Raw genomic sequence first — 19,926 nt, 5'->3', positions numbered from 1 at the left:
GCCCGACCGGCTCCCCCGGCCCGACCGGTTCCGCCGGACCCGCCGGACCTGCCGGACCCACCGGCTCTGCCGGACCCGTCGGCTCCCCCGGCCCCACCGGCTCCGCCGGACCGGTCGGACCCGCCGGGCCTGCCGGGCCTGCCGGACCTGCCGGACCTGCTGGACCTGCCGGACCTGCCGGGCCCAAGGGGCCTCGCGGCGACAAGGGCGAAAAGGGTGACGCCGGCGATCACGACCACGGTCACCACGACCACGACCACGGCCCCGGTCACGGCCACGACGGCCCTGACGACGGCGGACCCGGTCACGGCCACGACGGCCCCGAAGACGGCGGTCCCGACGAGGGCGAGCACGGCCCCGAAGACGGCGGGCCCGGCGACGGTCACGATGACCACGACGAGGGCAAGCCCCCGTGGGCCGGCTTCCTGCCGGGCGGTCTCGACGACGTCCTGGGCAAGCTGGGTCCCTCCCACTCGGCCAAGAGCGTCAACTTCGCCCACGTGAACGCCGCCACCCCCCAGAAGCCGGAGGTCGCATCGCCGGAGCTCGCCGCGGATGACACGAGCGGCGGGTTCGCCCCCGTGGCCGCCTCCGCGGCCGCCCTCGCCTTCATCGCGGGCTCGGTCCTCTTCGCCATGAAGAGAGGCCGGCGAGGTACGGCGACCCGACAGGACTAGCCGACCGCCGATTTCACCGCCTCACGCCCCTGGACACCTCGTCCAGGGGCTCCGGGCCGACTCGGAACGGCTCACGCGAGGACGGGAGCACGGCCGCGGCCGTACGTCCTGGCGACATCGGTGATGAACTGCCGGGTGCTGTCGGGGCTCAGCGCGCAGGCCTGCAAGTGCGCGAACATGTCCCGGTAGAGCCGCACGTCGGATCGTTTCTCCAGATAGAGGTCGCTGGTGAACCTCTCCAGATACACCACGCTCACATCCGTGGCGTCGGCGAACTCCAGCAGCGAGAACTGCCCCGAGACACCCGGGTGCGCCCCCGCGTCGTGCGGAAGGATCTGGACGGTGATGTGCGGCTGGGCCCCGAGCCGGTTCAGCTGGTCCAGTTGCGCGCGCATGACCTCACAGCTGTCCACGACGCGCCGCAGCGCCGATTCGTCCACCACGGCCCACAAGCGCAGCGGACCGCGCGGGGCGGCCAGCCGCTCCTGGCGCCGGAGCCGTACCTCGAGGCGGGTGGCAGCCTGTTCGGCCGTGGCCTGAGGGATCGTTCCTGCGATGACCGCCCGGGCGTAGGCCGGGGTCTGCAGCAGGCCCGGGATCACCTGGGTCTCGTAGACGCGGATGGCGGCCGCCTCGGCCTCCAGGCCGATGTAGACGCCGTACGGGACGTCGCCGTAGGAGTTCCACCAGCCCTCCTGCCCCGATTCCCTGGCCAGTTGCATCAGCTGGTCGACGCGACGCTGGTCCTGGACTCCGTACAGCCAGCAGAGATCGCGCACGTCCCGGGGCTTGATGAGGCGGCGGCCGTTCTCCAACAGGCTGAGCTTGGGCTGGGAGATCAGCAGGCGCTCCGCCACCTGCTGCGTCGTCATACCTCTGCTCTCCCGGAGCCGGCGCAGCTCCGACCCCAGCCGGCGCCTGCCGACGGTGGGATTGACAGTGACGCCCACGAGACGCGTACCTCCGCTCCGGAAACCTTGCATTGGCGAGCAGACTGCCACGGCCGGGGCAGCGGGATCCGTCTTGTCTCCGTGTCGTGCGCCGCGATGCACGCCCGGCGCAAAGTGGCCTGAACTTCGTATTGTTCCCTGCCTGGTTGACCATATTTCCGGCTCGGCACGACAGGAACAACGGACCGCAAGTCGATTCGGTTTCTCTGCAATATGCCGACGCCGTCCGAGGTCCGAGCACCCGGCCCGGGTCAGGCTCGGGCCGTCCGGTCGTCGGCGCCGCCGTCCTCGGGCGCGGTGGCGACGAGGATCTGAGCGGCCCGGGTGATGTTGTCCGCGCGCACGGCGCGGGCCATCGCTTCGCGGGCCGCGTCGACGGTGGTGTCGGGGGGAACCACGAGCAGGGCGAAGTGGTCGTTGTCGCCGCGCGTGATGAGGACGGTGTCGTCGCCGACCGGGTCGGAGTCGAGGTGCACGACCTGGTCGTCGATGACCAGGCGGATCGGGAGGCCGTTCCAGGCGGACGCGTCGACGCCGACACGGGTGATCGGCCCGAGGTGCTCGGTCAGCACGCTGATCAGCGCGGGCAGCTCGGTCTCGATGTCGCGCGTGCGCGGCCACCACGCGCCGTCCAGGACCCCCGTCCGGGACCGCATGGTCTCCAGCCGGAGCAGGGCCGTGCCCGGTTTCACCGCGTGGTGGATCGCATCCGGCAGGAGCAACGGGGGCGTGCGGGGGGTGTCGGAGTCAGCCATGGTGGGTCCGCCCGTCTACGGGGTGCGGCCGTCCGCCGTCGCGGGCCGAACCATTGCCGGCGCCCGGTCGGCGACGTACGAGACTTGCCGTCGCTTCACGGTACTCCCGCCGCCCGGACCACCGCTCTCCACACCGGACGCGCCCTCGTCGCCCGCCGGAAAATACCTGGTCACACCGGTCAGAGTCCGCCGGACAGGCGTACAGTGAAAGCACCGGGAGTCTTTCGCACACCCGCTCCCACGCGGACGTCGTTTCCGGCGATCACTGCACCGGGCCGTTCGCGAACGGCCCGGGGACGGGTCCGCGTCATGACCTCGATCCTCGACCTCGACCGCGCCGCGTCTTCTGCGCCTTCGGCGTCTTCTACGTCTTCTACGTCTTCCGCGCCCCCTGTCGTCGTACCCCTGCGCCCGGCCCGGCTCTCCCTCACGCCGCGCAGCGCGCTCGCCGGTCAGCTCGACGGGGCCTGGTGGCCGTACTCCCGTGACCTCGCAGCCGAACTCCCGGCTCTGACCGCCGCTCTGGACGAGCCGTGGGGCCGCATCACGCGCGTCACCGTGAACCCCACCCGCTGGCCCGTCATCCCCCGCACCGTGCCCGTCGCCGGCCGCACCGTGCACGTGGGCCGGTTCACCGAACAGGACCCCGACAAACTGATCCTGCTCTCCTTCACGGTCGGCCGCTGGGACCTGCTGGTGGTGCCGCCCGAGACGGCGCCGGCCGCCGCCTCCCGCCTGATGGCCGCCGCCGCGATACCCGGCAGCGCCCTGACCGCGGGCGTCCTGATGGCCAACGAAGCCGCCATCGGGCGCGGCATCCGCGACGCCCGCCGCCGGGAAGCCACCTGGGAGAGCGAAGGCGGGGCCTGCATGTCCCCGTTCGGGAACCCGATGGGCGCACGGGCCCTGCCGCTGCCCGGGAACACCTGGAGGTGAGCAGCGTGGAGACCATCGTCCTCATCGCGGCGATCATCATCGCCATCGGCATCGGAATGGGCCTGATCCACCTGCTCAACGCACAGCACGCGGCACGGATCGCGGCCCACCACTTCAGCGAGCCCCTGCCGAGACCTGCCGGCCTGCCGGACGACACCGGTCGTCGGGCCGCCCGCTCCGAAGGGAACACGCCCACGTGAAGCACATCGAGAGCCAGTCCCAGCCCCTGCCTTCGCACGGACACGCCGAGGTCCGGATCATCGCGCACACCCCCGAAGCCGCCCGGGCGGTCGCGGAAGCCCTGCGCCACTGCTTCGACGGTACGGAACAGCGCAGCTACCCCGGCCTCGACGGCGACACCCGCCTCCACCTCACCGTGGACACGGCCGCCCCCGCCGGCCCCGCCCGCTCGTGGCTGACGGCCAGCAGAACCCCCGCGGGCATCGGCGCCCACTCCGACGAGATCTGAGCACCCCGAACCCCGGAACCCCCCGCCCCGCACACGGAAAGGACGCGGTCATGGCCACACTGCGCGAACGCAAGAGCTACCGCGAAGAGGTGCTCCGGGTCCTCTACGAAGCCGTCGAAGGAAACCGCCTCCTCGGCATCACCGGATCACAGCTCCGGCGCGACCTCCACGTACCGGACCAGGACCTGGCCGCGGCCTGCACCTACCTGGCGGGCGAAGGCCTGATCACGGTCGACTGGGAGCCGGGCAACACCCCCGCGATGGTCACGCTCACCCACGCGGGAATCCTCCGCATGGAGGCCGAGGAGGAAGCCCACCCCTGAGCCCCCCGACCGCTGCCGGTCAGGCGTACGGGGCCTACGCCCTCGGGCCCGGGGCCGGGTCCAGGGAGTCGGCGTCGTGCATGAAGGTCAGCATGCGGGCATTGACCAGGTCGGCGTGGTCGATCTGCGGGCCGTGCCCGGTGGCGGAGATGATCTCGGCGCGGGCGCCGGGGATGAGGCGCGGTACGCGCTCCAGCTGGCGCTCGGGGTGTACGAGCAGGCTGCGCTTGCCCATGATCAGGTTGATCGGGGTGCGGATGGAGCGCAGCGCCTCCTCCGTCAGCGGCCTGGGCGCGGGGCGGCGGATCCGGAAGGCCCGGACGCCGGACTGGACCATCGCGCGCAGCTCGGGGACGACGAGTACCGGCTGCTCCAGCCAGGAGGCCAGGCGCGGGCGGAGCGCCTTGGGGGCGAAGCTGGCGAAGAGGCTGACGAAGACCCAGGTGAAGAAGCGCAGGCCCACCTTCTCCAGGCCGCCCGGGTCGAGCAGCGTGACGGAGGCGAGCCGTCCGGGCCGGCGGTGGGCCTGGTTGAGCACCAGCCAGCCGCCGTAGGAGGAGCCGACGAGGTGGACCCGGTCGAGGCCGAGGGCGTCGAGGGCCTCGTCGAGCCACTGGGCGGCGCGCTCGGGCTGCCACATCGGTTCGCGGTGGACGCTGCGGCCGGCGTCGCCGGGGGTGTCGAGTGCGTAGACGGGGCGTTCGGCGCTGAGTGCGGGGGTGTTGGGGTACCACATCGCGGAGCAGTAGCCGGCGCCGTGGATCAGTACCACCGGGGTACGGGACTCGGCGGCGGGGTCGGCGGGGCCGTACCGGTAGACGTGCGTGGTGCCGAAGCTCGTCTCCACGTCCGTCTCGGAGCGGGCGGGCGCGCCCAGCGCGTAGAGCGCGTCGCAGGCGGCGAAGTAACGGTCGCGCAGGGTGTCGTTGACGTAGCGGCCGACGTCGCGGCGTACGCGGGTCGTGGTCGTGTTGCTGGACACGGTGGCACCTCCGGGAGACGGCTTCTTCGTGATACGACCGTACCATGATGTTGATACAGCGGTACCATGAAAAGGGGCCGCGGGCTCTCATCACGGACGGGCGGAGAGACCAGAACATGCCGAAGCGCGTGGACCACGAGGAACGCCGTACCCAGATCGCCGAGGCGCTCATCCGGGTCGCCGGACGGCGCGGACTGCACGCCGTCGGCATGCGGGAGGTGGCGGCCGAGGCGGGAGTGTCGCTGCGGCTCGTCCAGTACTACTTCGAGACCAAGGAGAAGCTGCTCCTCTACGGCCTCCAGCACCTCACCGACCGGTTCACCGCCCGCGTCGGCGCCCGCCTGCGCGCCGCGGGAACGGAGCCGGGCCCCCGCGCGACCGCCGAGGCGCTGCTTCTGGCCTCCCTCCCCACCGACGAGGAGAGCCGCACCTTCCACCTCCTCTACAGCTCGTACGCGATCCTCTCCGTGACCGACGAGGCCCTGGCCGCCCAGCCCTTCATCGACAACCCCGACGCGGCCGAGGACGCCCTGGCCGGTCTGATCCGCCACGCGCAGGAATCCGGCCTGGCCGACCCCGGCGCCGACGCCCGCACCGAGGCGATCAGCCTGCTCGCCATGGCGGCCACGATGGGCACCAGCATCCTCGTCGGCCAGCGGGGCCCCGAGGCGGCCGCCGGGGTACTGCGCCACCACCTGGACCGCATCTTCACGACCGCCGGCCACCCCTCGCAGCAGGCCTGACCGCGGCGAACCGGGCCCCGGTACGGCCCGGGAGCGCCCGGTGGCCCTCAGGGCGGGGAGAGGCGGCTGACCAGTTCGGCCAGCTCCCCGCAGGCCTGCTCGATCTTCAGGCGGACGTTGTTCTGCTCCGTGACCAGTGCGGACAGCAGCAGGGCAGTCAGGGCCGCCGAGCCGTTCAGGGCCATCAGGTTGACCATGATCTCCAGGAGGGTCTCGTGGGCGAAGGGGCCGGCCCGGTCGGTGGCCGCCGCGATGGCCAGTACGGAGATCAGCAGGGCGCAGGGCGCCGCGCCGGCCAGCTGGAAGCGGACGGCGGCCCAGATCAGCAGCGGGAAGACGAGGAAGAGCAGCGACAGCGAGCTGCGGGTGACCAGCAGGGTGACCGCGACGGCCGTGACCCCCAGAGCCGCCGCCTCGGCCGTGCGGTAGGGGTCGCGGGGCATCCGCAGCCGGGGCAGGACCAGCAGCAGCGGGGTCACCACGAGCACGCCCATCGTGTCTCCGGCCCACCAGGACGACCACACCGGCCAGAAGTCGCCCCACGGCAGGCTGCCGGTCAGCGCCAGCACCCCGGCCCCGATGGTGGCGCTGATCAGCATCGGCAGCAGGGCGCCGAGGAACACCAGCGCCAGCCCGTCGCGCAGCCGGTCCAGCTCGGTACGGAACCCGGCCCGGCGCAGCAGCGCGTACGCGCACAGCGGGGCGAGGGTGTTCCCGGCGACGATGGCCAGGCCGGTCGGCTCGACCGGGCTGATCGTCTGTATGACGCAGAAGGTGCCGAGCGCGATCCCCGGCCAGATCCGGGGCCCCAGCCACAGCAGCGCGGCGACCGCGATCCCGGTGGGCAGCCACAGAGGCGTGACCTGGGCTCCCGCGAGGACCACGCGCTGGAGGAGACCGATCCGCCCGCCCACGTAGTAGGCGGCGGCCACGGCGAGGATCCGCACGAGCAGCAGCAGAAGGCCTCGGCGTAGCCATCGCTCGGTGTGCACCCAACGTATGAGACAACGCGCCGCGCCCCTCGGCGGCACCTGACACGCGCCGGACCGCTGCTAGGGCGCCTCGGGCGGCGCGTCGTGACGGAGAACGAGGACCGCGGCGTCGTCCGCGTGGCCGGTGGAGTCGGCCACCTTCATCACCTCGGCGGCCAGTTCCTCGGGATCCGCGCCCGCCCCCTCCCGGACCACCCGGACCACCTCCGCCAGCCCCGTCTCGATCGGGAACGAGGGCCCCTCGACCACCCCGTCGGTGACCAGTACGTACGCGCCCGCCTGGGTGAGCCGCCGCCGGGTGACCGGGTAGCCGGACCCGGGAAGCATGCCCAGCGGGAGCCCGCCGTCGTCCTCGGCTATGCCGAAGCTGCCGTCGACGGTGGCCCAGACCGCCGGGACATGGCCGGCGCGCGCACCGTCGAGCTCCCAGGTCTCGGGGTCGAAGCGGACGAAGCTACAGGTGGCGAAGAGGTCCCGGTCCACCGACAGGAGGAGGTCGTTCGCCCGGCTCAGCACCTCGCCCGGATCGTCCGCGGCCGCGGCGACCGCGCGCAGGGCTATCCGGATCTGCCCCATGAAGGCCGCCGCCTCCACGTCGTGGCCCTGGACGTCCCCGATGGAGAAGGCGAGCGCGCCGTCGGTGAGCAGGAAGCCGTCGTACCAGTCGCCGCCGATGTCCAGGCCGCGGCGGGCGGGCGAGTACCGGGCGGCGGTCCGCAGCCCGGGGGTGTCGGGCATCGAGGAGGGCAGCATCTCGCGTTGCAGGGCCTCGGCCAGCTGGACCCGGGCCTGCTGGAGCTCGGCTCCTTCACGGGCCTGGGCCGTGAGCCGTCCGAGCGTGGCCAGGAGGTCGTCGGCGCTCGCCTGCCGAGGGGGGCGACGCGGGGGCATGGACCTCTGCACCTCTCCGATGGACGACCGACCGGTAGCCCCATCGTATTTCCGCACCCCGATCCGCGCTCTGCGGCGACCGCAGCCGCAGCCGCACCGGCCAGCCCTTAGCGCGGCTGCCCGGGCGCCTGCGCCGCGAGGAATGCGCGCTGGTCGTCGAGGAGCCCGGGCGGGAAGAGCGCGCGCGGGGCGAACAGCGCCGTCAGGGGCAGCCGCCAGGAGGAGCGCTCGACCGGGGTGCGGACCAGGGAGTGGGTGGCTCCCGGGTAGCGGCGCACCGTGAGGGTGCCCGGGGCGAGCAGGTCCCGGTAGACGGCCTCGGTCTCGGCGCCGTCCACGTTCAGGTCGTCGGCCCCGGCGATCAGCAGCACCGGGACGTGCGGCATCGCCCTCAGGTCGGCGGTGGCGTCGGCCGTGTGGTTGCGGGTGATGAACGTCCAGCGCTCGGGGCCCAGTTCCGGATCGGCGTCCGGGCTCGCGCGGTACTCCTCGTACGTCGCCCCGCGCCGCAGCAGTGCCCGAGTGGAGTCCCGGCTGCGCAGGGCGGCCGCCGTGCGCTCGGGGCCCGCGGCGGCGGCGCGGAGCTCGGCGCGGAGGTTGTACTCCCCCTGGCGCTCCCAGCTCACGGCCGTGCCGACGGCGATCACGAAGCGGACGCGCGGCCCGGGCGGCTGGGCTGCGGGCGGCTGGGCTGCGGGCTGCGTGGCGGGCGGCTGGGATGCGGGCGGCTCGACGGCTCCGGAGGCCGCCACCACCTTCGGCAGGACCCAGCCCGCCTGGCTGGCCCCCCACAAGCCGATCCGGTCGGGGTCTATCTCCGGGCGGCGCCCGGCCCAGGCGAGGGCGTCGGTGGTCTCGCGGGCCCGGTCGTCCATGGTCTGGGCCAGCCAGTCGGCGGGCTTGTCGAGGGACAGCGAGGCGTAGCCGGCCCGGGCGAAGGCCTCCCAGTAGGGGCGGTAGAAGCCGTCGTGGGTGGCGTCGACCGGGCCGTCGCCGTGCACGAACACGACGAGCGGGAAGGGCCCGGGTCCGCGCGCGGGGGTGGCGAGCACCCCGGGCAGCTCGTGGCCGCCCGCGGAGACGGTGACGCGCTCTTCGCGCAGGTCGTAGCTGTTCTGCCAGAGGACGACACCGGTCAGCAGCAGGGCGGTGGCGAGGGTGGCGAGGAGGAGGTTGCGGACGGCCCGCAGGATGCGGGACCTGCCTGGTGTGCGCGTGCGGGACGTGCGCGTGCCTGCTGTGCGGGACATGCCGGACCCCCGTTGATCCACTTGGAGCGCCGAATCCTTCGAATCGCTCGAATAGAAAACGATCGTAGTCGCCATGAACGTATTACGCTTGCATCCATGACGACTACGCTGCTGCGCGGGCTGCCCGAGGGCGCCGGGGAACGGGTGGCCGAGCTGTACTGGGAGGCCTTCGGCGGGAAGCTGGGCGCCGCGCTCGGCCCCGCCGCGACCGGACGGCGGTTCATCGCCGCCCACCTGCACCCCGACCGGGCCCTGACCGCCGTGTCCGAGGACGGCCGGGTGCTGGGCGTGGCCGGGTACCAGCTGGCCGGGCGCGGCCTGGTCGGCGGCGACGCGGCAGCCGTCAGGGCGACGTACGGGCAGGTCAAGGGCCTGTACCGGGTCTTCCTGCTGGCGCTGCTGGAACGCACCCCGGCCCGCGGCGAGCTCGTCATGGACGGCATCGCCGTGGACCCGGCCGAGCGGGGCCAGGGCGTCGGCGGGCTCCTGCTGGACGGCATCGAGGCGGTCGCGGCGGAGCAGGGCTGCCGACGGATCCGGCTCGACGTGGTCGCGGAGAACCCGCGGGCGCGGGCGCTGTACGAGCGGCGCGGGTTCAGGGCGGTCAGGGTGCAGCGGACCCCGTGGCTGCGGGACGTGCTGGGTTTCGGGGCCGTCACCACGATGCACAAGGCGGTGGCGGCCCGATGATCCCCACGCGGCTGGTGGTGCACGCGCTGGTCCGTGAGGACGGCACGGTCGACGGGGGCGAGCTGTACGAGGTCGCGGGCGAGCTCGGGATGACCGACCAGCAGGTCCGGTTGTGCGTGAAGCGGCTGGTGGCGGAGGGCCGGTTCGAGGCCTCCGGACGGGGGCGGCGCGCGGTGCTGCGGCTGGTGGGGCCCGGGGGCGGGCTGCCGCTGGTCCCGGAGGTGGAGTACGTCCGGCACGCGTACCGCCAGGACCGCGGGCTGGAGCCGTGGGACGGGGTCTGGCACCTGTTCGCGTTCGCCGTGCCGGAGTCCGCGCGGGCGGCGCGGGACGCCCTGCGGGACGCCTTGACGGGGCTGGGCGCGGCGCCGGTGCAGGGCGGGCTGTATGTGACCCCGAACGCGATCGGCCCGTACGTACGGGCGCGGGCGGCCGAGCTGGGGGTCGAGGCGGGCCTGACCTGCCTCGGCAGCCGGGACCTGGAGGTCGGCGGAACCTCCGACCCGGTGGCGCTGGCCGGCCGGCTGTGGCCGCTGGACGCGATCGCCGCCCGCTACGAGGCGCTGCGCGAGCTGGCCGGGAGGGGGGATTCGGGGCTCGCCCACGCGGTGTCCCTCGCGGCGGCCTTCTCGGAGGCGATGCTGCCGGACCCGCTGCTGCCGCCGGAGCTTCTGCCCCGCCCCTGGCCCGGCGCCACGGCCCGCGCGGCCGCCGCGTCGGCCTGGGCGCGCCTGAGCACCGCCGCCCCCGCCGGGGGCCCGCGGCTGTTCCGGCTGTACGCGCAGGCCCTGACCTGAGGCTCCGGGCCTCCCGGGCCTCCGGCCGGCCCGAGGGGCGGCCGGAGCCGGTCCGGCGAGCCCGGTCGGGCCGGTCCGGGCCGGTTCAGTCCGGGCGGGTTCAGTCCGGGTACGCACCGGTTCGGGCGGGTATATCCCCCTAGACCGCGCGACGACGGCCCCACCCCGGGTCCACCCGTCGGAGGAGCGCAGAGTGATGGACCGTACAGACCTGACAGACGTCGCGACCCACGAGGCCAGGACGCTGTCCGTGGCGCTGTTCCACAGGCTGGCCACCCTGGAGGAGGGCAGCGCGGAGTACTCCTACGTCCGCAACACCCTCGTGGAGCTCAACCTCAGCCTCGTCCGCTACGCCGCCCGCCGGTTCCGCAACCGGAGCGAGCCGATGGAGGACATCGTCCAGGTCGGCACGATCGGACTGATCAAGGCCATCAACCGGTTCGACCCGGACCGCGGGGTCGAGTTCACCTCGTTCGCGATGCCCACCATCACCGGAGAGATCAAGCGCTTCTTCCGCGACACGAGCTGGGCCGTCAAGGTCCCCCGCCGGCTCCAGGAGCTGCGCATCGACACCGCCAAGGCCCACGACGCCCTGGAGCAGGGCCTCGGCCGCGAGCCCACCGACGCCGAGCTCTCCGCGCACCTGCACGTCACGCCGGAGGAGCTGGCGGAGGGGCGGAAGGCCGCGTGCGCCTACTCGGCGCGTTCGCTCGACGCCCCGCCCCAGCCGCAGGAGGAGGGCGAGCGGGACGCGTACACCGCGCGGCCCTCGCTCGGCGCGGAGGAGCCCGCGTACGAGCTGATCGAGTACCTGGAGTGCCTCAAGCCGATGCTGGCCGGGCTGCCCGAGCGCGAGCGGACCCTGCTGGAGCTGCGCTTCGGGCAGGAGCTGACCCAGTCCGAGATCGGGGAGCGGCTGGGGCTGTCCCAGATGCACGTGTCCCGGCTGCTGAACCGGACCCTGACCCGGCTGCGCGACGGGATCCTCACCGAAGCGGAGCCTGCCCGGGCCCCGGGCCCGCAGGCCCCCGACCCCGGCCCGGTACCTCCAGCCACACCGTCTTGCCGGCTCCCGAGTCGTCCGACGGCTGCGAACCCCAGCTCCGCGCGAGGCGTTCCAGTACGACGAGGCCGTGCCCTCCCGGCCGGCCGCGGTCGCCCGTCGCGCGGGGGCGCGGATGTTCCGAGCTGTAGTCGCTGACCTCGACGCGCAGCCGTTCGGGGGTGTGCCGCAGGACGAGTTCGCGGGGGCCGCCCGCGTGCAGGCAGGCGTTGGTGACCACCTCGGAGACCAGCAGGAGCACGTCGTCCAGGGCCTCCTGGTCGCCGTCCTGCTCGCGCGGCCACTGCCAGTCGGCCAGCGCCTGCCGGGTGAAGTCGCGGCACCGCGTGACGACCCCGGTCGTGGCGCCGCCCAGCACCAGCCTCCGAGTCTGCTCGGCCACAGGGCCTCCCGTCTCCGCACCGCCCCTGCGCGGCGCACCTACCCCGGCCCGAGTGTGCCAATCCCGGGAGGCCTTCGCATTACTTCTCCCGGCCACACCCGCACGTCGGTGTGAGCGGAATACCCGGCCCCATACCCACCCCCACACCCACCTCAGATTCTTCCGCATCGCGGAAACTTGATTCCGCGATGCGATAGACTATGCTCCCGCTCACCGGCTTCGGAAAGACGTCCAGGAGGAATGCAATGCCCGAGCACCGCGTCGCCCTGATCACGGGATCGTCCTCCGGAATCGGCGCCGCCATTGCCCGCAGACTCGCCTCCGAGGGAATTCGGGTCGTGGTGAACTCCGCCCGCAGCGAGGCCGCCGGAAAGGCCCTCGCGGACGAGCTCCAGGACGCCGTCTACGTACAGGGCGACGTCTCCGACCCGGACGACGCGCGGCGCATCGTGCAGGGCGCGATCGACGCGTTCGGCCGCCTCGACATCCTGGTCAACAACGCCGGCGTGACCCGCTTCATCCCGTTGGACGACCTGGAGGCCGCGGACCCGCGGGCCTGGCGGGAGATCTTCGACGTCAACGTCGTCGGAACCTGGCAGATGGTCACCGCCGCCACCCCCCACCTGCGGGAATCCGGGGCGGGCGCCATCGTCAACATCTCCTCGGTCTCGGCCTCCCGGGCCCTGGGGAGCTCCGTGCCCTACGCCGTGAGCAAGGCCGCGGTCAACCACATGACCCGGCTGCTCGCCTCCCAGCTGGGCCCCTCCGTGCGGGTGAACGCGATCGCGCCGGGCCTGATCGACACGCCCTGGTACGAGGACGCGGAGCAGGTCTGGGAGAGCTCGCGCGACTGGATCTCGCAGTACACGCCGCTGCGCCGGGCGGGAACTCCCGAGGACGTCGCGCAGGCCGCGCTGTATCTCGTGAACGCCGCTTATACAACCGGGGACGTACTCACCGTGGACGGCGGACGCCACATCGTCTGACCGGGCCCTGACGCCCTGATTCCGGCATTCCGGTACCGATTCCGGCATCCCATTTCGGGACCCCTCCGCACCGCGAAGGGGGTCCCGTCATGAAATTCCCGGGCGGAAACGCGGAATCGGGGACCGCGTCCGAGAGCGCACAATGCCCCGGCCGCGCGGCGTGTTTCCCACCCCCGTGAGGAAACCCCCCGAACTCGGCCCGCCGGGCAGACCCGCCCGGGCAACCCGCCCGGGCAACCCGCCGGGCGACGCTAGACCCGCACTCGAGCCCCCGTCGAGACGGGGTCCACCGATCCGTCAAGTCGCCCCGGACGCGCCGCACCGGAGGCACCCCCGGGTCCACATCCTGGACAACTACCCTCGGCTCATGAACGCAGAAGCCGACGCCCTCACCGCCCTCGCCGCCGTGAAAGACGCTGACCGGAAGCACGTCTTCCACTCCTGGTCGGCGCAAGAGCTCATCGACCCGCTCGCCGTCGCGGGTGCCGAGGGTTCGTACTTCTGGGACTACCAGGGCAATCGCTACCTCGACTTCTCCAGCGCGCTCGTCTACACCAACATCGGCTACCAGCACCCGAAGGTCGCCGCCGCCATCGCCGAGCAGGCCGCCAAGCTCTGCACCGTCGCCCCCGGCTTCGCCGTCGACGTCCGGTCCGAGGCGGCCCGGCTGATCGCCGAGCGGACCCCCGGGGACCTCGACAAGATCTTCTTCACCAACGCGGGCGCCGAGGCCGTGGAGAACGCCGTACGGATGGCCCGGCTGCACACCGGCCGGCCCAAGGTGCTCTCGGCGTACCGCTCCTACCACGGGGCCACCTCCACCGCGATCAACCTCACCGGTGACGCCCGCCGCTTCGGCAACGACTCCGCGACCGCCGGCGTCGTGCACTTCTGGGGGCCGTTCCTCTACCGCTCCCCGTTCCACGCGACCACCGAGGCCGAGGAGAGCGCCCGCGCCCTGCGCCACCTCGAGGACACCATCGTCTTCGAGGGCCCGCAATCCATCGCCGCGATCATCCTGGAGACCGTCGGCGGCGCCCCGGGCGTGCTCGTGCCCCCGGCCGGCTACCTGGCCGGCGTGCGCGAGCTCTGCGACCGCTATGGCATCGTCTTCATCCTGGACGAGATCATGGTCGGCTTCGGCCGCACCGGTAAGTGGTTCGCCGCCGAGCACTGGGACGTCACCCCCGACCTCCTCTGCTTCGCCAAGGGCGTGACCAGCGGATACGTCCCGCTCGGCGGTGTGGCCATCTCGGCCGCCATCGCGGAGACCTTCGCCCGTCGGCCCTACCCGGGCGGTCTGACGTACTCCGGGCACGTGCTCGCCTGCGCCGCCGCCGTCGCGACGATCAACACGATGGCGCAGGAGGGCACCGTCGAGCAGTCCGCCCGCACCGGCGCCGAACTGCTGGGCCCGGGCCTGCGCGCCCTCGCCGAGCGGCACCCCTCGGTCGGGGAGGTCCGGGGTCTGGGCACCTTCTGGGCGCTGGAACTCGTACGGGACGCGGCGACGGGCGAGCCACTGGTTCCGTACAACGCCTCCGGTGCCGAGAACGCGCCCATGGCCGAGTTCGGGGCGGCCTGCAAGAAGGGCGGGCTGTGGCCGCTGATCGCCGGGAACCGCATCCACATCGCCCCGGCCTGCAACATCTCACCCGAGGACGTGGCCAAGGGCCTCGCGATCCTCGACGAGGCGCTCACCGTCGCCGATGCGCACATGCCCTGACCTGCGAGTTTGTGTGGTCACCCAATCCGTGGGTGCTGGTGTTCGGATGATCCGCACGGTGGTTAACCCGCCGTACACATGCTGCAATCCGTGCAGGAACCGCAGCAAGCGACACATGCGGCCCAAGCACCTACGGACCGGGATGCACGTCAGTCCCGGGGCGGCCCCGCGGGGCCGAACGGCGGGGAGCGGCACGTCCTGGGATTCGGGCGGGCGCTGGACGCCGGGCGTACGGGATCCAGACGACCGGACTCCGTGTTCCCGAGACCCGAAGGAAGACAGCATGAGCAAGCACGTCCTGGCCCAGAACCAGTACGGCAAGGCCGAGAACCGCATCGTCAAGGTCACCCGCAAGGGCGGCGACGGCTCTTGGCACGAGATCCGCGACCTCAACGTCTCCGTAGCGCTGCGCGGCGAGTTCCGCGACGTCCACCTGACGGGCGACAACGCCAACTGCCTGCCGACCGACACCACCAAGAACACGGTGTACGCCTTCGGCAAGGAGCACGGCATCGCCTCCCCCGAGGCCTTCGGCATCCTCCTCGCCAAGCACTTCGTCTCCTCCCAGGCGCCGATCCGCGAGGCGCAGATCCGCATCGAGGAGTACGTCTGGGACCGGATCCCCGTCCCGACGCGCAAGGAGCAGCACTCCTTCGTCCGCAAGGGCCAGGAGGTGCGCACCGCGCAGATCACCTACAGCGAGACGACCGGGCTCCAGGTCATCTCGGGTCTGAAGGACCTGACGGTGATGAACTCGACGAACTCCGAGTTCCACGGCTACATCAAGGACAAGTACACGACGCTCCAGGAGGCGTACGACCGCATCCTGGCGACCAAGGTCACCTCGCGCTGGGCGCACTCGGCGCTGGCCGCCGACGACCCCGCGTACGACTGGGACCAGTCGTACAAGAAGGTCCGCAAGCACATGCTGGAAGCCTTCGCGGAGACCTACTCGTACTCGCTGCAGCAGACCCTGAACCAGATGGCCGAGCGGGTGCTGGACCACTGCCCCCGGGTCAACGAGGTGCGGCTGAACCTCCCCAACAAGCACCACTTCCTCGTCGACCTGGAGCCCTTCGGCCTCAAGAACGACAACGAGGTCTACTTCGCGGCGGACCGCATGTACGGCCTCATCGAGGGCACCGTCCACCGTGACGGCGTGCAGCCGGTGATCGCGACGTCCGACTGGATCGTCGCGTAACACCGAGCACCCGGCTGATCAGTTCGGCCCGGACCGCGTCGCGGGGTCCGGGCCGTCCGCCTTTTCCAGGGGCGTTCCGACCAGGAGGTTCCAGCGGCCCGCGCGCCCGCTGAGGCAGGTCATGGTGTCCGGGCGGACGTCGAGCCGCCAGAAGGCCGCGGCCGGCAGCTCCAGGGCCCACACCACCGCCGCCCGTACGACGGCCTGCGCGACCACGGCGTGGTGCTCGCCGGGGGCGAGGCCGGCCAGGTGCGCGCCGGTGCGGGCGATCAGCGCCGTCAGGGACTCCCCGCCACCCGGAGGGGCGTACGCCGGATCGGTGAGCCAGCTGCGGATCCCCTCCGGGTCCGCGGCGGCGACCTCGTCGAGGGTCCGACCCGCCCAGTCCCCCGTCGCGGGACCGGCCAGGCCCGGGTGGCCGGGGCACGCCTCCCCGGGCCCGAAACGGCCCTGGCGGGCAGCGGCATCGAGCGGGGGCGTGGTCAGACGCAGCCGGACGGGAGGCTGCGGGGCAGGTCGGGAGGGGGTCATAAAGGGAGCGTAAAGCGTGCGCCCAGGGCGTGAGACGGCGCACACACGCCGTGGTGTTCAAGCCAGCGGCGCGGTACGGTCTCGGACGACATGACGAAGGCATGACGGAAGTACCGGTGGGAATCCGGCACGGTCGCGCCACTGTGAATCCTTCCCCCGCACCATGGGAAGGGAAGTCAGACCCGCCACCTTCGTCGAGAGCACCACTGACCGGGACGCGTGTTCCCTCTGGAGGTTCTGCCATGGCCCACTCCGCCGTGCCCGCTTCGGCTCCCGTAGCCGTCTCCCCCATCTCGCTGAAGGAACTGGCCCCCTGGGCGCTGTTCGTCGGCGTCCTGATGCTCGTCCTGCTCTACCTCGTCGGCGCCGAGCAGGGCGCCACCGCCGTCTTCCAGGGCGACGGCATCCACGAGTGGATGCACGACGGACGCCACCTGCTCGGTTTCCCCTGCCACTGATCCTCTCCGCACCAGCAAGGGAACCCGCAGCATGAACACCATCTCCCCACGCGTCCTGCTGATCAGAGGCATGCTCGCCGGCCTGCTGGCCGGCGTGGCCGCCTTCCTCGTCGCCTACCTCCTCGGCGAGTCCAAGGTCGACGCCGCCATCGCCATCGAGGAGGCCGGCGCGCCGGCGCACGACCACGAGGAGGGCCCGGTCAGCCGGACCCTCCAGGCCACGGCCGGCCTCGGCACCGGCACGCTGCTCTACGGCATCGCGCTCGGCGGCATCGCCGCGCTCGTGTTCTGCTACGCCCTGGGCCGCCTCGGCCGCTTCGGGCCCCGGGCCACGGCCGCGCTGGTCTCCGGCGGGCTGTTCGTCACCGTGAACCTGGTGCCGTTCCTGAAGTACCCCGCCAACCCCCCGGCCGTGGGCGACCCCGACACGGTCGTCCGGCGGACCACCTTGTTCATCCTGATGATCGTCCTGAGCCTGCTGCTCGCGGCGGGCGCCCTGATCCTGGGCCGCCGGCTGGCGCCGGCCCTGGGCAACTGGAACGCCTCGGCCGTCGCCGGACTGGCCTTCGTCGTCACGGTCGGGATCGCGTACGCGCTCCTGCCCGCCATCAACGAGGTCCCGGCCGACTTCCCGGCCGCGCTGGTCTGGCAGTTCCGCCTGGCGACCCTGGGCATCCAGATCGCCCTGTGGACGACTTTCGGCCTGGCCTTCGGATATCTAGCCGAACGCGCCCTTGTCCCGGGCGCCCCCGCCAAGGAGGCTGTGCAGCCGACGAGCTGACGATGAGGGGGCCGGTCGTACATGCCGACGGCGATCTGGAAGTGGCGGGGCTGGACGGGCGCGGCCCCGTTCTGGCTGAACTCCTTCCTGCTGCTCCTGGCCCCCTTCACCGCCGTCACCCTGCTGGCCCAGATCGGCGTCATCACGGCCCTGGCCGCGCTCGGCGGCCTGGCCCGGCACCTCTGGTACGGCGATTACGGCCACCCCGTCATCCACCTCTCCGCGGCCCTCATGGGCGCGGCGGCCGCCGCCCTCGTGGTGGCCTGACCCCCCCGCCCCCGCCGGCCCGGCTCCGGCCGCTGCGGAGGGGGGCGCCCGCCGCCGGATCCCGTGATGATCTTCGACCGGCGAGAATGAGGGTTCGAACGAGTGCGGGGGCTGGTGTGGCGGCAGGTCGGGACATACCCGAGGAGTACCTGGACGGGTACGTCCGGATACTCGGGAGCGTGGCGGAGACCGGCCGGCGCCCCGGACGCGACGAGCTCGACGCCCGGCGCGGGCTCGGGGAAAGAGCCGCCGAGGCCGGGTACGGGCTGCGCACCCTGATCGGCGCCCATCTCGCCGCGACGCGCACGGCGCTCGGCGGACGGGTCACCCCGGACCACGTGATGGCGGCCGTGGAACAGGCCGTGGACGCCTTCGCGGAGGGGTACGAGCGGGCGCAGCGGCTCGCGGTCCGGCAGGAAGAGGCGGCCCGCCGGGAGTTCATCGACGACCTGCTGCTGGGGCGCAGCGACCCGGCCCGGCTGAGCGAGCGCGCGGCCCGCTTCGGCCTGGACCTGGCGCACGAGCACGCGGTGGCGGTGGCACGCGGCCCCGAGTCGTACGAGGACACGGGCTCGGTGATCCGGCAGGTGGAGCCGGCCATGGCGGGCCGGTTCGGGAACCGGGCCTTCCTGCTCGCCACCAAGGACGGCCGGCTGATCTGCGTGGCCCCGGGCGACCAGGACGACGTACTGGTCCACTTCGCGCAGCAGGCGCACGCGGCCGGGGCCGAGCGGGGCCTGGTCGCGGTCGGGCGGGCGCATCCGGGCGCGGGCGGGGCGGCGACCTCGTACGAGGAGGCGCTGGGCGCACTGCACATCGCGGACCGGCTCGGGCTCACGGGACCGCTGCTGCGCGCCTGCGACCTGCTGGTCTTCCCCGTGCTGGCGCGGGACCGGGCGGCGATGGCGGACCTGGTGCTGACGGTGCTGGGGCCGCTGCGGGCCGGCCGGGGCGGGGCGCGGCCGCTGCTGGACACCCTGACCGCGTACTTCGACGCGGGGTGCGTGTCGGCGGAGGCGGCCCGGCGGCTGAACCTGAGCGTGCGGGCGCTGACGTACCGGCTGGAGCGGATCCACCGGCTGACGGGGACCGATCCGGGGGATCCCGTGCAGCGCTACACGCTGCAGACGGCCGTGATCGGGGCGCGGCTGCTGGACTGGCCGGCCCGGCCGCTCTGACCGGTTCTCACCCGTTCGGCCGCACACCCCCGCATTTCCCGAAGCACGACCGGCGCACCCGCCGCCAGCTGGGACGACGCACCCGCGCCGGTAGGACACACCGGTGACACACCGTCAGTATCGGGAGCCTGCCGATGTGCGAACGGGCCGGGAGCGGTCCACTGCTCACAGGATCCGGCCGCGCGCGCCGGACCAGGAGGGAAGTGCCATGCCCCGCGCCCAGTGGATCGTCGGAGCGCTGACGGTCACTCTGCTCTGCACCGGCGTAGGCGTGTTGAGGAGCACCGAGGGCGCTCCGGCCGCGGCCGCCGGCAGTGTCACCGACTCGCTGCCTTCGCGGGCGATGGGACTGTCCGGTCACCGACGGCTCGTGCGGGAGCTGGAGCACGCCGGTGCGCACACCGGTACGCAGGGGGTCCGCGGCGCCCGCGGCCCCGCGGCGATCACACCGATGCGGGCCGCGCGGCCGGTGCGGCTGCTGATCCCGGACCTGGGGGTGGACGTCCCGCTGGCCACCGGTGCGCAGGACGGCGACGGCGTCGGCTGGGACCCCGACGGCCCGGCCCCGGGCGCGGCCGGCACCGCCGTCGTCACCGGGAACGGGCTGCGCCTCGCCGGGCTGCGCCGGGGACTCACCATCGAGATCGCCCGCGCGGACCACCGTACGGCCGTGTTCACCGTGGACCGGGTCTCGCCTTCCCGCGTTCCCGGATCCTCGGAGCGCGCGGACGGCCGGGTGGGCGGCCGGGCGGACGGCCGGGCCGTGGAGCGGCCCGGGCGGCGCTCCCAGCTGCGCCTGGTCAGCGGCGAGACCGTCGCCCTGGCCCGGCTGACCGGACGCCACCGGGGCCGCTGAGCGGCCGGACAGCCTCCCGGGGACGGCCGTCTGTCAGCCGAC

23 protein-coding genes and 2 pseudogenes are annotated in these 19,926 nt (G+C 72.9%); 17 read left to right on the top strand and 8 right to left on the bottom strand.

The window, feature by feature from the left end; translation table 11 throughout:
• A pseudogene (locus ACZ4TG_RS06040) lies at positions 1–677 on the top strand (ice-binding family protein); the annotation flags it as partial.
• A 71-nt stretch (positions 678–748) separates the two neighbouring features.
• Here the strand turns inward: ACZ4TG_RS06040 and ACZ4TG_RS06035 are convergent.
• Both ACZ4TG_RS06035 and ACZ4TG_RS06030 read right to left on the bottom strand, forming a co-directional pair.
• A complete protein-coding gene (locus ACZ4TG_RS06035) occupies positions 749–1,627 on the bottom strand; it encodes a helix-turn-helix domain-containing protein (protein ID WP_468160118.1) in 879 nt (292 codons plus the stop codon).
• A gap of 251 nt (positions 1,628–1,878) precedes the next feature.
• Complete coding sequence (locus ACZ4TG_RS06030; RefSeq protein WP_468160117.1) at positions 1,879–2,382, bottom strand: DUF5994 family protein; 504 nt, start codon at positions 2,380–2,382, stop codon at positions 1,879–1,881.
• A gap of 309 nt (positions 2,383–2,691) precedes the next feature.
• On the opposite strand from ACZ4TG_RS06030, the gene ACZ4TG_RS06025 reads away from it, so the two are divergent.
• Genes ACZ4TG_RS06025 through ACZ4TG_RS06010 form a run of 4 tightly spaced genes read left to right on the top strand, consistent with a single transcriptional unit; the run spans position 2,692 to position 4,110 of the window.
• Positions 2,692–3,318, top strand: coding sequence for a DUF5994 family protein (locus ACZ4TG_RS06025; RefSeq protein ID WP_468160116.1), 627 nt, complete (start codon positions 2,692–2,694; stop codon positions 3,316–3,318).
• Between the two features lie 5 nt (positions 3,319–3,323).
• Positions 3,324–3,518 carry a hypothetical protein gene (locus ACZ4TG_RS06020; protein ID WP_468160115.1) on the top strand — a complete coding sequence of 65 codons (195 nt, stop codon included), beginning with the start codon at positions 3,324–3,326 and terminating at the stop codon, positions 3,516–3,518.
• Positions 3,515–3,787 carry a hypothetical protein gene (locus ACZ4TG_RS06015; protein ID WP_468160114.1) on the top strand — a complete coding sequence of 91 codons (273 nt, stop codon included), beginning with the start codon at positions 3,515–3,517 and terminating at the stop codon, positions 3,785–3,787. Before ACZ4TG_RS06020 ends, ACZ4TG_RS06015 begins: the two co-directional genes overlap by 4 nt.
• A gap of 50 nt (positions 3,788–3,837) precedes the next feature.
• On the top strand, positions 3,838–4,110 hold the full coding sequence (locus ACZ4TG_RS06010) for a hypothetical protein (RefSeq protein WP_468160113.1): 273 nt from the start codon (positions 3,838–3,840) through the stop codon (positions 4,108–4,110).
• A 34-nt stretch (positions 4,111–4,144) separates the two neighbouring features.
• Here ACZ4TG_RS06010 and ACZ4TG_RS06005 read toward each other — a convergent pair whose 3' ends face one another.
• On the bottom strand, positions 4,145–5,092 hold the full coding sequence (locus ACZ4TG_RS06005; protein WP_468160112.1) for an alpha/beta fold hydrolase: 948 nt from the start codon (positions 5,090–5,092) through the stop codon (positions 4,145–4,147).
• Positions 5,093–5,208: 116 nt separating this feature from the next.
• On the opposite strand from ACZ4TG_RS06005, the gene ACZ4TG_RS06000 reads away from it, so the two are divergent.
• Positions 5,209–5,835, top strand: a complete 627-nt coding sequence (locus ACZ4TG_RS06000; RefSeq protein ID WP_468160111.1) for a TetR/AcrR family transcriptional regulator — start codon at positions 5,209–5,211, stop codon at positions 5,833–5,835.
• A gap of 47 nt (positions 5,836–5,882) precedes the next feature.
• Here ACZ4TG_RS06000 and ACZ4TG_RS05995 read toward each other — a convergent pair whose 3' ends face one another.
• The 3 genes from ACZ4TG_RS05995 to ACZ4TG_RS05985 form a co-directional block, all read right to left on the bottom strand.
• The gene (locus ACZ4TG_RS05995; protein WP_468160110.1) at positions 5,883–6,827 is read right to left on the bottom strand and encodes an MASE1 domain-containing protein; all 945 of its coding nucleotides are present in this window, start codon (positions 6,825–6,827) and stop codon (positions 5,883–5,885) included.
• Positions 6,828–6,887: 60 nt separating this feature from the next.
• Positions 6,888–7,718, bottom strand: a complete 831-nt coding sequence (locus tag ACZ4TG_RS05990) for a PP2C family protein-serine/threonine phosphatase (protein WP_468160109.1) — start codon at positions 7,716–7,718, stop codon at positions 6,888–6,890.
• 107 nt (positions 7,719–7,825) lie between these two features.
• Positions 7,826–8,968 carry an alpha/beta hydrolase family protein gene (locus tag ACZ4TG_RS05985; RefSeq protein ID WP_468160108.1) on the bottom strand — a complete coding sequence of 381 codons (1,143 nt, stop codon included), beginning with the start codon at positions 8,966–8,968 and terminating at the stop codon, positions 7,826–7,828.
• 96 nt (positions 8,969–9,064) lie between these two features.
• On the opposite strand from ACZ4TG_RS05985, the gene ACZ4TG_RS05980 reads away from it, so the two are divergent.
• The 3 genes from ACZ4TG_RS05980 (at position 9,065) to ACZ4TG_RS05970 (ending at position 11,656) form a co-directional block, all read left to right on the top strand.
• Complete coding sequence (locus tag ACZ4TG_RS05980; protein WP_468160107.1) at positions 9,065–9,658, top strand: GNAT family N-acetyltransferase; 594 nt, start codon at positions 9,065–9,067, stop codon at positions 9,656–9,658.
• Complete coding sequence (locus tag ACZ4TG_RS05975) at positions 9,655–10,455, top strand: PaaX family transcriptional regulator C-terminal domain-containing protein (RefSeq protein WP_468160106.1); 801 nt, start codon at positions 9,655–9,657, stop codon at positions 10,453–10,455. The genes ACZ4TG_RS05980 and ACZ4TG_RS05975 overlap by 4 nt, the downstream gene beginning before the upstream one ends.
• Before the next feature lie 196 nt (positions 10,456–10,651).
• Complete coding sequence (locus ACZ4TG_RS05970; RefSeq protein ID WP_468160105.1) at positions 10,652–11,656, top strand: RNA polymerase sigma factor SigF; 1,005 nt, start codon at positions 10,652–10,654, stop codon at positions 11,654–11,656.
• Here ACZ4TG_RS05970 and ACZ4TG_RS05965 read toward each other — a convergent pair.
• Positions 11,565–12,068 (bottom strand): annotated as a pseudogene (locus tag ACZ4TG_RS05965) (ATP-binding protein); the annotation flags it as partial. The gene ACZ4TG_RS05970 and the pseudogene ACZ4TG_RS05965 overlap by 92 nt on opposite strands.
• Before the next feature lie 77 nt (positions 12,069–12,145).
• Between ACZ4TG_RS05965 and ACZ4TG_RS05960 the strand changes: the two are divergent.
• The 3 genes from ACZ4TG_RS05960 (at position 12,146) to pucL (ending at position 15,813) form a co-directional block, all read left to right on the top strand.
• Positions 12,146–12,886 (top strand): SDR family NAD(P)-dependent oxidoreductase, encoded by a 741-nt coding sequence (locus ACZ4TG_RS05960; RefSeq protein ID WP_468160104.1) that lies wholly within the window; start codon positions 12,146–12,148, stop codon positions 12,884–12,886.
• Positions 12,887–13,253: 367 nt separating this feature from the next.
• Positions 13,254–14,612 (top strand): aminotransferase class III-fold pyridoxal phosphate-dependent enzyme, encoded by a 1,359-nt coding sequence (locus ACZ4TG_RS05955; protein WP_468160103.1) that lies wholly within the window; start codon positions 13,254–13,256, stop codon positions 14,610–14,612.
• A 283-nt stretch (positions 14,613–14,895) separates the two neighbouring features.
• Positions 14,896–15,813 carry a factor-independent urate hydroxylase gene (gene pucL, locus ACZ4TG_RS05950; protein WP_468160102.1) on the top strand — a complete coding sequence of 306 codons (918 nt, stop codon included), beginning with the start codon at positions 14,896–14,898 and terminating at the stop codon, positions 15,811–15,813.
• 18 nt (positions 15,814–15,831) lie between these two features.
• On the opposite strand, the gene ACZ4TG_RS05945 is transcribed toward pucL, so the two are convergent.
• Entirely contained in the window at positions 15,832–16,344 is a 513-nt protein-coding gene (locus ACZ4TG_RS05945; protein WP_468160101.1) for a histidine phosphatase family protein, read from the bottom strand.
• A 242-nt stretch (positions 16,345–16,586) separates the two neighbouring features.
• Between ACZ4TG_RS05945 and ACZ4TG_RS05940 the strand changes: the two genes are divergently transcribed.
• The 5 genes from ACZ4TG_RS05940 to ACZ4TG_RS05920 all read left to right on the top strand — a co-directional run bounded on the left by ACZ4TG_RS05940 (position 16,587) and on the right by ACZ4TG_RS05920 (position 19,884).
• Complete coding sequence (locus ACZ4TG_RS05940) at positions 16,587–16,802, top strand: CbtB domain-containing protein (RefSeq protein WP_468160100.1); 216 nt, start codon at positions 16,587–16,589, stop codon at positions 16,800–16,802.
• Positions 16,803–16,833: 31 nt separating this feature from the next.
• Positions 16,834–17,583, top strand: coding sequence for a CbtA family protein (locus ACZ4TG_RS05935; protein ID WP_468160099.1), 750 nt, complete (start codon positions 16,834–16,836; stop codon positions 17,581–17,583).
• A gap of 21 nt (positions 17,584–17,604) precedes the next feature.
• Positions 17,605–17,850, top strand: coding sequence for a hypothetical protein (locus ACZ4TG_RS05930; RefSeq protein WP_468160098.1), 246 nt, complete (start codon positions 17,605–17,607; stop codon positions 17,848–17,850).
• 86 nt (positions 17,851–17,936) lie between these two features.
• Entirely contained in the window at positions 17,937–19,028 is a 1,092-nt protein-coding gene (locus ACZ4TG_RS05925; protein WP_468160097.1) for a PucR family transcriptional regulator, read from the top strand.
• A gap of 208 nt (positions 19,029–19,236) precedes the next feature.
• Positions 19,237–19,884 carry a class F sortase gene (locus ACZ4TG_RS05920; RefSeq protein ID WP_468160096.1) on the top strand — a complete coding sequence of 216 codons (648 nt, stop codon included), beginning with the start codon at positions 19,237–19,239 and terminating at the stop codon, positions 19,882–19,884.
• Positions 19,885–19,926: the final 42 nt, after the last annotated feature.

It is taken from the genome of Streptomyces sp. NPDC028314, from assembly GCF_055565795.1.
Note: the sequence above shows the minus strand (reverse complement) of the source record. Positions and strands in the feature narration are given on the sequence as shown.

What these genes read in the sequence shown, in the direction of transcription:
- ACZ4TG_RS06030 (WP_468160117.1), bottom strand. Translation starts at nt 2,382, where the DNA reads ATGGCTGACTCCGACACCCCCCGCACGCCCCCGTTGCTCCTGCCGGAT.
- ACZ4TG_RS06025 (WP_468160116.1), top strand. Translation starts at nt 2,692, where the DNA reads ATGACCTCGATCCTCGACCTCGACCGCGCCGCGTCTTCTGCGCCTTCG.
- ACZ4TG_RS06010 (WP_468160113.1), top strand. Translation starts at nt 3,838, where the DNA reads ATGGCCACACTGCGCGAACGCAAGAGCTACCGCGAAGAGGTGCTCCGG.
- ACZ4TG_RS06000 (WP_468160111.1), top strand. Translation starts at nt 5,209, where the DNA reads ATGCCGAAGCGCGTGGACCACGAGGAACGCCGTACCCAGATCGCCGAG.
- ACZ4TG_RS05990 (WP_468160109.1), bottom strand. Translation starts at nt 7,718, where the DNA reads ATGCCCCCGCGTCGCCCCCCTCGGCAGGCGAGCGCCGACGACCTCCTG.
- ACZ4TG_RS05985 (WP_468160108.1), bottom strand. Translation starts at nt 8,968, where the DNA reads ATGTCCCGCACAGCAGGCACGCGCACGTCCCGCACGCGCACACCAGGC.
- ACZ4TG_RS05980 (WP_468160107.1), top strand. Translation starts at nt 9,065, where the DNA reads ATGACGACTACGCTGCTGCGCGGGCTGCCCGAGGGCGCCGGGGAACGG.
- ACZ4TG_RS05975 (WP_468160106.1), top strand. Translation starts at nt 9,655, where the DNA reads ATGATCCCCACGCGGCTGGTGGTGCACGCGCTGGTCCGTGAGGACGGC.
- ACZ4TG_RS05970 (WP_468160105.1), top strand. Translation starts at nt 10,652, where the DNA reads ATGGACCGTACAGACCTGACAGACGTCGCGACCCACGAGGCCAGGACG.
- ACZ4TG_RS05960 (WP_468160104.1), top strand. Translation starts at nt 12,146, where the DNA reads ATGCCCGAGCACCGCGTCGCCCTGATCACGGGATCGTCCTCCGGAATC.
- ACZ4TG_RS05955 (WP_468160103.1), top strand. Translation starts at nt 13,254, where the DNA reads ATGAACGCAGAAGCCGACGCCCTCACCGCCCTCGCCGCCGTGAAAGAC.
- pucL (WP_468160102.1), top strand. Translation starts at nt 14,896, where the DNA reads ATGAGCAAGCACGTCCTGGCCCAGAACCAGTACGGCAAGGCCGAGAAC.
- ACZ4TG_RS05945 (WP_468160101.1), bottom strand. Translation starts at nt 16,344, where the DNA reads ATGACCCCCTCCCGACCTGCCCCGCAGCCTCCCGTCCGGCTGCGTCTG.
- ACZ4TG_RS05940 (WP_468160100.1), top strand. Translation starts at nt 16,587, where the DNA reads ATGGCCCACTCCGCCGTGCCCGCTTCGGCTCCCGTAGCCGTCTCCCCC.
- ACZ4TG_RS05935 (WP_468160099.1), top strand. Translation starts at nt 16,834, where the DNA reads ATGAACACCATCTCCCCACGCGTCCTGCTGATCAGAGGCATGCTCGCC.
- ACZ4TG_RS05930 (WP_468160098.1), top strand. Translation starts at nt 17,605, where the DNA reads ATGCCGACGGCGATCTGGAAGTGGCGGGGCTGGACGGGCGCGGCCCCG.
- ACZ4TG_RS05925 (WP_468160097.1), top strand. Translation starts at nt 17,937, where the DNA reads ATGAGGGTTCGAACGAGTGCGGGGGCTGGTGTGGCGGCAGGTCGGGAC.
- ACZ4TG_RS05920 (WP_468160096.1), top strand. Translation starts at nt 19,237, where the DNA reads ATGCCCCGCGCCCAGTGGATCGTCGGAGCGCTGACGGTCACTCTGCTC.